Source organism: Eikenella longinqua, from assembly GCF_001648355.1.
In the GTDB taxonomy this organism is placed as follows: domain Bacteria; phylum Pseudomonadota; class Gammaproteobacteria; order Burkholderiales; family Neisseriaceae; genus Eikenella; species Eikenella longinqua.
Window position 1 is genome coordinate 1 of record NZ_LXSL01000017.1, and the last position, 12,711, is coordinate 12,711.

The following is a 12,711-nucleotide window of genomic DNA, read 5'->3' on the forward strand; positions in this document are numbered from 1 at the left end:
GGGGCGGGCTTTGCGGGCGGTATCGCACATCGGTTCGTAGCTTATTCTTTGCTGTGTTCCGGCTATGCTGAATGAGGTAGGAGCGGGACAGGCGGCATCGGTGTTGAAGATATTGACCGGGGATAGGGCGATATTGATATTTTGCTGCGGTAAGACGACATCTTGATAGTCGGTAGAGCCTATCGGGGCGCACATCATGCTATTAGGGTTTTGGGCGCAGATATCGGGTTTTTCGGCAGTGCTGCCTTCCTTTTGCGGACGGGTGTCCTGCTGCCCCTGTTGATGCTGGCTGGCAACTTCGGCACGGGTGGGGGCTTGGCTGCTGTTGGCGACCAAATCAGGGCGCTGAATGGTGTTTTGGGTGATGCTGCCGTTATTGTTGATGATGAATTGTGTTTGTTGGGCTTGGTTTGCGCCTTCAGGGGTGTAGGGTTGGGTTAGGAAGGTGTTATCTGCAGGGCTGCCCATGACCATGCTTTGCGTGTTGCCGGGACCGATGACACCGGCGCCCCATAAAGCATTAATCAATTCGGTATGGTTGCGGTTGTTGTCGTTTAAAAGCTGCTCCATCAGGCGAACCATATCGGCTTCTTTAGGCATGATTTCGGCAAGCTGGGGGGCATGGCTTAAATTCCAGTTTTTCAAATCTTGTTCCGTTGCCTTCTCCGCGGTTATGGTAATCCACGAACCGGCTTGCAATCGCGGGCTAATTTCAACGCTGCCCAATCTAAACGGCCAGCTGACGTTATCGTTATTTTTCCGCTGCATTAAAATGCCTTCACGCCAGTATTTATATTGCGAATAATCCGCCTTGCTTACGGGTATTTTCCAGTCAATCCGTTGTTTAGTATCATCATTCTGCTCTCTAATTGTTACCATGGCATAATCTTTGTAATCAGCCGGATTAACCCTGTTAGGTAAATTCTGCGGCTGGTAAGTATTAAATTGCTGCTGGGCTTGTGCCAATGCCTGCTGATACATTTGTTGATTCATCTGCTGCACATCTGAATTTCCCCAGAGGCTATCGGCTACGTTGCCGCCGAAGCCTGTCCAGTCAAACAGTTTAGCGGTGGCACTTGCAACCTTATTCCAATCGCCCTCTTCAAAGCCGCGGCTGTACATTTCAGATACACCTTGCGCTTTCAGGCGGCTTAGATGTTGGTCGGCCACCTGCAAAACATACAACGCGCCGAAACCCTGCGCCAATTTGGACGGGCCGGGCATGGCGGTTTGGGTTTGGATCTGGCCGCGGGCGACGTTGCCGTAATTGTCGTAGAGGTTGACGGGGTTGGTTTTAGTGCCGACTAGGCCGCCGGAGCCGGAGGAAACTCTTGAATATTGATCTATTCTTATAGGTCCACCATTACGCAAGCCCTCAATGCTAGGAACAAATGCCCTACCATTCCCCAACTATAATTGATTGTTCTACCATTAGGGGCTTGCGCAACCGTTTGAAGAGTAGGAGTATTCTGCGGCAGATATGCTGGCACATCCGCCCAAGCTGGAGCAATCAAGCCCAGCCCAAATAGATTAATCGTAACTAATATCAACCTCCTCATAACCTTGCTGCAATATATCCAATCCACGATTAAACCTCTCATCAAACAAATGCCGGTTGGCACGCAATACGGCCAATTGCGCCGGACTCATCATCAAACCTAAATAAAGCGGCTTATCTGCGCTTGGCCGCACGCCCGCAATACCACTATCAAAGCCATCTGCAACCAATGCTCCTACACCCTTAAAAACCGTCATGTAGCCATCATCAACACAATGTACAAACTCAGCCTGCCAATCCATCTTGCTACCCTTTCATTAACAATTTACGTCAGGGCAGCTTAACCAATCCGGGCAGGTTTGGCTAGCTTTTCAGGTAGCCTGTTCATGCGGCCACTTGAAACGGCCGTTTCAACCAGCCCCACCATTTTCAGCACCCCTGCCGCGCTATCGCTTGGCGGATACCTGGCGGAATCGACTGCAAGCAGTCAATTCCGTCAGGCATCTCATCCCTTCCCCGCCGTTTCAGGCAGCCTTATTGCGCCATCGTGCCCTTAGTTTCTGCGTGTGCCATGGTAGGTTTAGCCGGGCTGTCCAAAGTCAGCACGCTGGCACCGCCTTCGCCGCTGTAGCTGCCCTGCGGCAGGTTGTCGGCAGTTTCCTGCCGGGCTTTGTAAGGGTTGTAAATGCCGTTTTCAACGTAGCTCCGGCATTGGGTATCGGGTACGGCCACAGGTGTGGCCTGTTCGGTGTAGCAGGTACAGCCACTATCGCTTTGGATACAGGCGACGGGATAGGGCATGGTTTGGATATTGCGGTTGTGGCCGTTGTAGATGGGAGCTGTCCACGGCTGGCCGTCTATGGCGGGCTGCCAATCTTCGGATTTCAGGTTGTTATCGGGCGGCTGTTGTACGGTAGCCGGTTGTTCGGCATAGCTGCCTGTTGCCGGATATTGGCCATTTGCCTGTTGTGGGTAGTTTTGCGGCTGCTGCTGATATTGTTCGACCTGTTGCGCTTGGGCTTGTTCGGGGTGGATTTTGCGCTGATAGCTTGCCCAAACGTAACTCATCAAATAGCCGACAATCACAATGATAACGGGGAGGGCGTAAACCCACGCGCTGACCGAGCCTTTAAGTTTGGTGTGTTCGCTGGCAGATTTGTACATGCCGAACACGCTTTTTTTCGGCAGAAAGATGCTGTTTTTGGCTTCGGCCACGTCTGCCCGGGCTTCGGGGTTGGCGCAACGCTGCCAGTAGGAGACACGGCGCAGGCCCAGCATGGTGCGGCTGATGTTGCGGTGTTCGCCAATCAGGCTTCTTAGATGGACGTCAATTAACCGCGGGTGTTGCGTAAGCACAAAAATATCAATGCCTTTATGGCGATGCGTTTCCAGAGCTTGGATATAGTCGGGTACTTTCGCCCCGGCAGGCCGCGGGCGAAAGACCCTTTGCGCTTCGTCAATGACGAGTATCGAACCATCGGGCGCCCATTGGTGCCACGTTTCCATGCTTTCGCCTTCGGGTAACCACCTGCTCGAAAGCAATGCTGTGCCGATGGTGTGGATTTCCAACCATGTCGGCTGCATGGATGACGCCTTCCTGCGCCGCTTCGACATCGTACTGCATATGCCTGATTTGCCAGTGCAGCACAAAGCAGGCCTAATTCGCACCCTATCCGGCGGGCGGCTAGATGAAACACAGATTAATGCGTTATCCAAACAAGACGGCCTGACCCCGGCCGTACTGGAACGCGGTTTCAAAGTGGCTGCTGAGCTGGGAGGTAACCGAAAAGCCTTTGCTGGCCATGCCGTTGCCCTATTCAACCAGACACTAAAGGCACAAGGTCGGCGGCCAATCAATCTACCCTCAGCCATACGTGCCGCCTACTCTTTAGACTGGATTGCCTGCGATAGCGACATACATGCTGTCAGCAAAGGCCTAATTACACATAAAAAAGGCCGCATTTGCTGTTACGGTGCGCCCGGAACAGGCAAAACTGCCCGGGCAAACTGGCTCGGCGAGCAGGCCGGACTCCCCATTTTGCTGCGCCAGGGCTCGGATTTGCTCGGATCATACGTCGGCGAAACCGAAAAAAATATCGCCGCCGCTTTCGAACAGGCCAAAGAGCAGGAAATGCTACTGGTGCTGGACGAAGTGGACAGCTTCCTATTCGCCCGCAACGGAGCCGATCGAAGCTGGGAGCGCAGCATGGTCAACGAAATGCTCACCCAGATCGAGCGCTTTGAGGGCCTCTTGATTGTCTCCACCAATCTGATGCACAGCCTCGATCCAGCTGCTCTTCGTCGCTTCGATCTGAAACTGCATTTCGGCTATCTCACCCCGCAACAGGTTATCGATCTAGCACAAGAGCAAGCTTCCCTTCTGGGTTTGCCACCCCTCAGCACAATCGAGCAAGGCTACCTGAAAATCCTAAGCAACCTCACTCCCGGTGACTTTGCCGCTGCCGCCAGAAGGCATCACTTCGCACCATTTGCCAACACAGCTGCTTGGATGGCCGCCCTGCAGAGCGAATGCGCCCTCAAACCCGACGGCATACCGAACCGCATCGGCTTCGTTGCCTAATGTTTGTTTTACTGTCATGCAGGAGCAAGCACCATGCTTAAAGAACCAATCCAACAGGCCGCCGCCTATATCCGCCGTGCCGACGCCCTCATCATTACCGCCGGGGCTGGTATCGGCATCGATTCCGGTCTGCCCGACTTCCGCGGTATCGACGGCTTCTGGCGTGCTTTTCCACCGCTACGCCGTTGGGGCAAAAACTTCCAAAACATGGCCACCCCAGCCCTATTCCGTACCGACCCGCATCTGGCCTGGGGCTTCTATGGCTGGCGGCTCAACAGCTACCGCCAGACCGAGCCGCATCAAGGCTTCCATCTCCTAAAACAATGGGCCGACAGCAAGGAGCACGGTGCCTTCATTTTTACCAGCAATGTGGACGGCCAATTCCAAAAAGCCGGCTTTCCCGACAACCGCATCATAGCCTGCCACGGCAGCATCCACGATTTACAATGCACCGGCCACTGCCATGACCAAACTTGGCCAGCCGACAGCTTCGTGCCGCAGGTAGATGAACAGACCTGCCGACTGCAAAACAGCCTGCCAGTTTGTCCGCAATGTGGTGCTCTCGCTCGCCCCAACATCCTAATGTTTGACGATTGGGAATGGCTGGAAGAACCAACCATGACGCGGCTTCGCCAGTTTAAACAATGGCTACCTGAAATCCGCTGCCCCGTGATCATCGAAATCGGTGCCGGCTCCGCCATCCCCACCGTGCGCCGCTTCTCCGACCGTACCGCCCGCCATCTGCATGCTCCGCTAATCCGCATCAATCCCGATGAAGCTCAAGTCGGCCAAGAACATCATGTTGGGCTGGCGATGGGAGCGTTAGCAGCGCTACGAGAATGTGCTCGTTTTTTATGACGTGGTAAGCAGCAGACACGGCTTCAGAAAAGAGCGATCAAACTAACATTAATTCATATTATTTGATATATAATTTTTCTTACTTATCGAAAGGTTAAAACGATGAAACTTATTTTTTCACGTAAAGGCTTTGATAGTTCGGCTGGTGGTATACCAAGCCCCATCCTACCCGATGGAAGAATGATCTCCCTACCCATACCGGCCAACCCGTACGACAAGAAAACCTTGCATGACGTTTATCTAGACGGCGTTGATATTCATCAAATGGTTGATGATTTATCCGGCGGAAAGGCCCCGGAACACATACATTTAGATCCGGAACTCAGGCGGCATCCACGACAAACACCTTCCGATTGGCGACCTGCATTCGGGCAGGTAAATGCCGCGCAAACCCATTTAAACAACCATCAAGTTGGCATAGGTGATGTTTTCCTATTTTTTGGCTGGTTTAAAGAAGTAGAGCTATCCTCAACAGGACGATGGCAATATAAAAAAACTGCCCCTGATATTCAAGTCATGTTTGGCTGGCTTGAAATTGGAGAAATTTTCAACACCATTAAAGATAGGATGCAAGCACTATCAAAGTATCCTTGGCTTATTGAACACCCACATTTTAATCAAGAAAATTACAAACATCCTAGCAATACAGTTTATCTCGCCAAAGATAAATCAGTATATTCGGATCAATTATCATATGGTGGCGGGATATTCCCATCTTTTTCTCCTGCTTTACAATTAACAAAAACCGGAATGAGCCGCAGTATTTGGCAACTGCCAAAATGGTTCTATCCAGTTGATGGTCATGCCTTGTCATATCATTCAAATCTGGATTGCTGGAAATGCTCCGATGACCCTAAATATATTATACTCCATAGCGCCAAACGAGGGCAAGAATTTATTATTGATAGCGCATACTATCCCCAGTTGGAAAACTGGCTTGCCAGTGTTATCAAAAACCATGCTAGCACTATTAAGGATTCTGAACAATGAAATTAGAACTTAGCAGTAATAATCGCCTTTATACCTACAAAGTTGCCTATGATTCTGGAACTGCTCCAAATCCCGATTTCAATACTTGTACATTAGCTATCTGTAAACCGGCAATACGGCGGACAGCTAAAGTTGGTGATATTATTGTCGGCTTTGATTGCCTTGAAAATCAGGATCGTATCATCTACTGCATGCAGGTTGATGAGGTTTTAACATGGTCAGAATATGTTGCACGTTGTGAGATAGATCAATCCCTAAACGGGAAGATTCCAAAAAATCAAAATGATGCGGGAGACTGCATATGGGTAGAAGAACGATTTGAGAGCTACGAGCCGCTGCCTTCATGGTCTTGGCACGGTCGAGACGAATTTTATTCAGATGTATTAACAGGGAAAAATGTATTATTAGGCAAAAAATTCTGGTATTTCGGCAAAGGAGATAAGTATGAAATTCGCTTACCTGAAAAATTGCTCAATATTATCCCTAACCGCGGGCATCGTTCTAATTCCAATGATGAATATAAAGAGGCATTCATTACTTTCTTTAATATGATCTTGGATAAAGAAAAAATCCCTCTCGGAAAAAACGGCACACCTAAAAATGCTCCAAAAAACCAAACTGAACAGAAAAAATGCTCCTAACTCCCAAGCTATTCTAATGAGAAGAAACAGACTAAACAAAAAGGATTTTCGTGCTTCAACTCGCCTACTTCCAAATGGCCGGCGCCGGCAAAACGCGCAATCAGGATGCCCTATTTGATGGCACGGCAGTAAGGCAAGTACGGCTGCACAAAACTCGTTTGTCCGAAACAGCCGATACTGTTCGGCTGGCGGTCGCCGACGGTGTATTCAACAGCCCGGCCGCACACCTGGCCAGCCGTTTTTGGATGGAAGCCTTTGCTCGCGAAGGCGATGCCGAAGGCCGTTTCCTACGGCGGCTGCACGGCAGCTTTTGTGATCAACTGGCAACTGCATATTTCGGCTCAGCCTCCACCTTTGCTTCGGCAATAGTCGAAGCAAACGGTTTATGCCGTATCTGCAATGTTGGCGATAGCCGCGTTTATCATATATCCGCCAACGGCTGCTGGCGGTAAGTAAGCCATGATCACACCGTATTAGCCGATTTGATTGAACAAGGAGAAGCACAGCCAGGCACAGACTATGCTGGGATTTACTACGCATTGGCACATTGCCTGACAGCGGATTATGAAGAAACCCTTTTTAAAATATACACCGCCTCCTTCACTCTGCTAAGAAACGAAACCGTTCTGGTTTGTTCCGATGGTTTGCACGATGCGCTATCTCATCACCAATTAGAAGAATTGTGGCGTGCTTACCATTCTTTGCCCGATAGGCTGGAAGCCTTACGCCGTACAGTAAAACGGGTTCCCTTTCATGATGACTGTTCGGTGGCAGCATGCCTGCTGCAAGGTTAGTTTCCACCGGTACCGTGTTGCACACCTTTTCCTTGAAGCCTAAAATGGTAACGTCATTCTGTTTTCCCATTTTCAGTGAAAAGGAGCAAATCATGCCTGATATTACTTTACCTCGTGATTGGGTATGCAACGGTAGGGAGTTGAAACCAAGAAGTGGCGGTACATCTAGAGAAACTTGGATTTTCGATGGCAGGGAAATCAAACCCAAAATCGGTGGAACATCAAGGGATACCTGGCTTTTTGATGGTCGGGAGCTAAAACCCAAAATCGGCGGTACTTCCCGTGATGTATGGGTAATTGATCGAGATAAATTAAAACCCAAAATTGGCGGCAGCAGCAAAGATACCTATGATCTAAATGGCGAGCCAATTCTGGTGGCATTTGCCCAATTGATTTTGAAGCTGTGGTGACCCTTTGAAACGATAGTGGCTTGACACTCTTTCGATATAAGGAGAGCAAGCTGCCTGCAGTACAAGTAATGCGGCAAAATACAGCAACAGAGAAAGTTACGTTACGATAAAAGCCGAATCCCATTGGAACAGGATTCGGCTTTATTTATGCAACATCATTATGCGGCCAGAGGCTACCTGAAACATGGCAGCCGCTTAAACTATGCCTTGTATTAGCAGCCGCCTATTGCTGCGCCGTGCCGGTAATCTCCACGGTAACGCGGCGGTCGGGCTGCAGGCAGGCTTTGAGCGCGGCGGTGGCGCGGGTGCCGTGGCAATCGGTGGTCACGGGCTGGCTTTCGCCGGCGCTGGCCACGCTGATGGGGTCTTGCACGCCTTTGCTTTGCAGATAGGCTTTCACGGTTTCGGCGCGACGCAGGCCGAGGTTGTGATTGTATTGCTCGCTGCCCAGGCGGTCGGTGTGGCCGACGAGGGCGATGCTGTCGATCTGGGCTTGGCGGCTGACGAGGTTGGCGGCCAGCTGGTCGAGCGTGGCGCGGCCTTCGGGCAGCAGGTCGCCGACGGCGGATTTGTTGAAGCGGAACAGGGCGTCGGCAGAGAGGTTGATGCGCTCTACCTGCGGCTGCGGTGCGGGCTGGGCAACGGGCGCTTCTTCGGCACACCAGCGGTGGTGCACGTCGCGGGCGAGGGCGGAGCTGGCGAGGCCGGCGATGAGGCTGCCCAGCAGGAGGGTTTTTGCAATTGGGTTCATCTGTTTTCCTTTTGAAGCTACCTGAAAACTGCCATGCGGTTTTTCAGGTAGCCTTTTGATGGGTTGAACGGTTATTTCCAGGTGTACTTGAAGCCGACGCTGCCGCGGTAGCCTTGGCGGCTGGCGCTGCCGAAGTTGTGCTGGTAGCGGGCGTCGCCGTACAGGTAGGCGTTGTTGGACACGGGCAGCTGGCCGCCGATGCCGACTTCGCCCCAGGTGGCGTTGCGTTTTTCGCGCACGTTGTCTTCACCGATGTCCACGCCGTGCGGGTTGATGAAGTCGTGCCACACGTTGGCCACGGCGTAGAAGGTGTTGGTGCGCAGGTTTCTGCTGGGGCCGTTGTAGGCAAGGCGTGCGCCGAGGCGGCCGCGTAGGCTGTGCTGTTTATCCTGGCTCACTTGGCGGATGCCGTCGTTGAAGTCTTTCAGGCCAACGTATTGGTACACCAGCTGCGCCTGCGGCTCGATTAGCCAGCCGCCTTGGTTTTCGGCACGGCTACCGAGGGCGAAGGGGCGGCCGACTTCGGCAGAAAGGGCGGCTGCCCAGCCGTTTTGTTTCACGCTGGCGCTGTCGCGGCCTTGGTATTTGTTGCGCAACCAGCTCAGCTGGCCCACCAAGTCAAGATAGCTGCCGTTGGCGGCATAGTTGGTGTTGCTCAGGCCGAGGCTGACGGCGTCGGTGGTGCCTTTGCCGCTGTAGTGGTCGGCGCTCAGCACACCGTTGACGGCGCGGTAGCGGTCGTAGAAGTCGGTGTCGGCACGGCTGTAGGCCAGGTAGCCGCCAGTGAGGCGGTGGCCGCCTTTGTCGTTGCGGCTAACGGCGAAGTCGTGGCCGATTTGGAAACCGCCCATTTTGGTTTCGAAGTTGAGGCGCTCTTTGCCGTCGCTCTCCAGGCGGCTGCCCAGGATGCGGGTCCAGGTTTGGCCTTTGGCCTGCTCGCCGCAGCGGCCGCAGTCGTCCCAAGCGAGGGTTTGGTTCTCGCCGCGACGCTCATGCAGGGTGCCGAGGGTGTGGTGGCCGATTTCCTGGTTTACCTGCGGCATCAGCACATCGCCGGCCACGGCGGGGGCATAGATGTATGCCGAGGGGTTGGGGGCGTTAGGGTCGGCAAACAGCGTCCAGGCATACACGTTTTTGCCGCCGGCAGTGCTCTTCAACACCAACTGGGCTTGTCCGGCATTAGTAGTATTAGCGGTGCCGGTGAAGATGGCATTGTCGTCGGGCTGGCCTTCTTGCTGGGCGGGTGCGTTGGGCTGCGGCTGTTCAACCGTAACCACATCAGACGAGAACTGCTGGGCCCGGCTGCGGACAATGTTGCCGATGATGCCGTTGGGTGTGCTGACGGTGGTGGTGCCGGTGGCCGTGCCTTTGATGATCAGGTGGTCGGAATCCTGGTCGCTGGCACTGTTCCACAGGGTGTTCACCACCAATTGGCCATTATTGCCGGCGTAGTTGCCGTTTACCGTGATGGTTTTGTAGTTGCCTGCTGCGGCAGTGGCGGGGGCAACGAAGGCAACCGTGCCGGCGTTATCCAAGTTGGTTACGGTGGAGTTGCCGGTGTTGTTCCAGGTGGTGCCGTTGTCGAGCTCCACGGCAGACGTGCCTGCCGCCAGCGACATCGCGCCGTTCAGGGTTGCGCCGTTGGTTACCGTCAGCGAGTTGGTGCCGGATACGGAGTTGAACACGTTGGTGCTGCCGGTTACGGTGCCGCCGTTGATATTGATGGAGTTGCTGCCGCCATTGGCTTGCAGGGCGTTGCCATTCACTTTCACGGTGGCGTTGTTCAGCACGGCTTTGCCGCCGTTGAGCGTTTGCACGCCGGTGCTGCCGGCACCGTTCAGGTTGAGGCTACCTGAAAATTCTACGGTGGCACCGTTCTGCGCGGTGTAGCCGGTTGTGCCGGCCGCGCCGGTGGTGGTGTTCAGGGCGGAAAGCAATTTGGTGGTGTTCACGGGGCTGCTGCCGGCCACCAATTGGTTGTTCAAACCGTAGCTTCTGCCGTCGGCTTTACCGATGGTGACGCCGGTGGCGCTGTCGGCTACGGTGGCCGTGCCTGACAGGCTGCTTTCCGCACCGCCGGACACCAAGGCGACGGTTGAGCCGTTACCGGTCAGATTGAAGGTGCCGTTGTTTACCGTGATATTGGAGGTTTTGCTGGCAGCGGTATCCCGGCCGTTGCTGGCCAAAATAACGGCGTCTTTGCCGGAAGCGGTAACGTTCAGGCTGGCAGCATTAATCGAGCCGCCTTCATCCGCACGGAACAGGGTGGAGTTTTCGGTGGTGATGTCGGTGCTATTGGTTAAGGCTGCCACAGTGGCCGAAGCAGAGCCGCCGTTCACATGGTAGGCAATCTGGTTTTTTGCGCCGGCAGAGTTGTCGAACACGGTTTGCGTACCCGCATTCACGGCCATGACCGAATTGCCGCGTGCGTGCGCACCAATTACGTTGTCGCCTTTCAGCGTCAGCGTGCCGTCGGTCACCACTTCGGCTTTACCTGTGCCGCGACCATCGGCATAAATGCCGTAGTTGCGGGTAACTTGGTTGGCAGAAGCTTCTTCCACCGTGATTTTGCTGCTGGCGGTGTTGGTGATTTTGGCTGTGCGCCCCGCTTCGGCCACCACATTTTCGCCCACGGCATTGGTGCCGGTTACGTTAATTGCGCCGGCATTGGTGATTTTGGCCGCATCGGAGTTTTGCGCCTGGATGCCAACGTTCTGTTTCGGCTGACCACTGGCTACTGTAGCGTTACCTGACACGTTGATCACGCTGTCCGCACCCAAATTTACCGTGGTCGAGGCGTTGCCGTTGCTCACCCTAACAGCAGTTGCACCTTGGGTTTCCTTGCCGATGGTAATGATGCCGTTGTGGTTGACTTGGGCAGCATTTCCAATCACATTGATGCCTGTTTCTGCCGAGGTGTTGGCAATCAATGTAGTAGTAGCAGTTTTACTGTACTGTGCGGTTCGCCCGATATAAATTTCACTACCCTTTTCTCCGATGAATGTGCCATTAGTGCCAGCATATACCCCATCTACACTACTACTTGGCGCATTATTGACACCAACATTAATAACCCCTCCAGTTTTATTAGCAATAACAGCATGATCCTTAACGATAATGCCATAATTAGGATGGGTATAATTAGGAAAAGTGTATCCTGCCACATTAATAATGCCAGAGTTCTCAAATTTTCCTGAGTCCTTGGCAATAACGGTATCTGCTTCAGAATAATATGCATTTCCACCAGGCGTGCTGCCACGGGTATCATATTCCTCACCTGCATAATAACCTCCTGATATAACACCATAATTTTCTGCAACACTGCCTGCCCCACGTACCGTAACACTATTAAAGTGCCCTGATAATGAAGCACCTTCCTCCACCACCGCTTTACCACCATTCTCAGCCAGCATCCCTCCTCCATTTGATTCGAAATTTCCTGAACCAAAACTTACACGATGCTCTAAGATGGCACCATTTTTTAAGGTAGCAGTCGAGCCTGTTCCCGTAGCAGCCATAATCCACCGTTCAGGTGTTGGTTTTAAAGAATCCGGGTGGTTGGTTCCCGTATTATTTTTAGTGAGAATAACCTTTTCCGTAGTAGTTGCCTCGTTATACCGACGGTTGTAGGCTGCTTGTTGTGTTTCCCCATCATTGGCAAATCCCGGTTGGCCGACAGCCGCTTTTAAAGCCTCATTAAAAGCCTGCAAATCAGCAATGCTATTGATGTTATAGCTGGTTCCCAGCAAATTTACCGTTTTAGGAGCCAGCACCCAGAACGTACGGGAGGTACTTGTTTCCCCAATGAGCATTCCTTCAAAATTAATACGATTTTTAGAAACCCATGCTACGGCACCACCATTTTCTGCCTGAACCATACGGGTTTGTTTTGCAGGAAGCTGACTTGGCGGAGTATTGACATTTTTTGAGGGCGCTTGCGTGCTGTCACCCAAGTTGGCAATCAGCATGCTGCCATTACCATTGGCTGTACCCAAACGCATATTGACATAAGCATCATTTCCGGTCGGAACAGAAATGGTTGTATCGCCAACCGTTTGCCCTTGGATATTGTTATAAACATTGACCGTCTGATGACTGCCGCTAGCTGGGTCTATTACCGTAACTGTTGTACCTTGTTGGTTGGAAATAATCCGTTCGCGTGCCAAATCATTTGCTATCCCTGGATCG

Annotated in this window: 12 protein-coding genes; 7 read left to right on the plus strand and 5 right to left on the minus strand. The window is 52.6% G+C overall.

The features are described 5' to 3' along the window. The 3 genes from A7P95_RS11555 to A7P95_RS04660 form a co-directional block, all read right to left on the minus strand. A partial coding sequence (locus A7P95_RS11555) for an IgG-binding virulence factor TspB family protein (protein ID WP_281179402.1) occupies positions 1 to 1,371 on the minus strand: 1,371 nt, incomplete at its 3' end. Positions 1,372 to 1,530: 159 nt separating this feature from the next. Next, positions 1,531 to 1,800 carry a hypothetical protein gene (locus A7P95_RS04655; protein ID WP_067591922.1) on the minus strand — a complete coding sequence of 90 codons (270 nt, stop codon included), beginning with the start codon at positions 1,798 to 1,800 and terminating at the stop codon, positions 1,531 to 1,533. 232 nt (positions 1,801 to 2,032) lie between these two features. After that, positions 2,033 to 3,082, minus strand: coding sequence for a zonular occludens toxin domain-containing protein (locus A7P95_RS04660; RefSeq protein WP_245636560.1), 1,050 nt, complete (start codon positions 3,080 to 3,082; stop codon positions 2,033 to 2,035). Here A7P95_RS04660 and A7P95_RS04665 point away from each other — a divergent pair. The 7 genes from A7P95_RS04665 to A7P95_RS11095 all read left to right on the plus strand — a co-directional run bounded on the left by A7P95_RS04665 (position 3,081) and on the right by A7P95_RS11095 (position 7,772). Next, positions 3,081 to 4,079, plus strand: coding sequence for an ATP-binding protein (locus A7P95_RS04665; RefSeq protein ID WP_179945898.1), 999 nt, complete (start codon positions 3,081 to 3,083; stop codon positions 4,077 to 4,079). The two genes, A7P95_RS04660 and A7P95_RS04665, sit on opposite strands and share 2 nt — an antisense overlap. 33 nt (positions 4,080 to 4,112) lie before the next feature. Next, positions 4,113 to 4,937: an SIR2 family NAD-dependent protein deacylase gene (locus A7P95_RS04670; protein WP_067591930.1), complete on the plus strand. Its 825-nt coding sequence runs from the start codon at positions 4,113 to 4,115 to the stop codon at positions 4,935 to 4,937. Between the two features lie 102 nt (positions 4,938 to 5,039). Further along, entirely contained in the window at positions 5,040 to 5,927 is an 888-nt protein-coding gene (locus tag A7P95_RS11560; protein ID WP_156503501.1) for an Nmad3 family putative nucleotide modification protein, read from the plus strand. After that, positions 5,924 to 6,568 (plus strand): Nmad2 family putative nucleotide modification protein, encoded by a 645-nt coding sequence (locus tag A7P95_RS11565; protein WP_156503502.1) that lies wholly within the window; start codon positions 5,924 to 5,926, stop codon positions 6,566 to 6,568. Before A7P95_RS11560 ends, A7P95_RS11565 begins: the two co-directional genes overlap by 4 nt. 50 nt (positions 6,569 to 6,618) lie before the next feature. Then, entirely contained in the window at positions 6,619 to 7,020 is a 402-nt protein-coding gene (locus A7P95_RS12145) for a hypothetical protein (protein ID WP_245636561.1), read from the plus strand. A 30-nt stretch (positions 7,021 to 7,050) separates the two neighbouring features. Continuing rightward, positions 7,051 to 7,362 (plus strand): PP2C family serine/threonine-protein phosphatase, encoded by a 312-nt coding sequence (locus tag A7P95_RS12150; protein ID WP_245636562.1) that lies wholly within the window; start codon positions 7,051 to 7,053, stop codon positions 7,360 to 7,362. Between the two features lie 92 nt (positions 7,363 to 7,454). After that, positions 7,455 to 7,772 (plus strand): hypothetical protein, encoded by a 318-nt coding sequence (locus A7P95_RS11095; RefSeq protein ID WP_245636563.1) that lies wholly within the window; start codon positions 7,455 to 7,457, stop codon positions 7,770 to 7,772. A gap of 223 nt (positions 7,773 to 7,995) precedes the next feature. Here the strand turns inward: A7P95_RS11095 and A7P95_RS04685 are convergent, their stop codons facing one another. Next, the gene (locus A7P95_RS04685; protein WP_067591936.1) at positions 7,996 to 8,523 is read right to left on the minus strand and encodes an OmpA family protein; all 528 of its coding nucleotides are present in this window, start codon (positions 8,521 to 8,523) and stop codon (positions 7,996 to 7,998) included. A 71-nt stretch (positions 8,524 to 8,594) separates the two neighbouring features. Then, positions 8,595 to 11,417: an autotransporter family protein gene (locus tag A7P95_RS12155; RefSeq protein ID WP_245636564.1), complete on the minus strand. Its 2,823-nt coding sequence runs from the start codon at positions 11,415 to 11,417 to the stop codon at positions 8,595 to 8,597. Positions 11,418 to 12,711 lie beyond the last annotated feature (1,294 nt).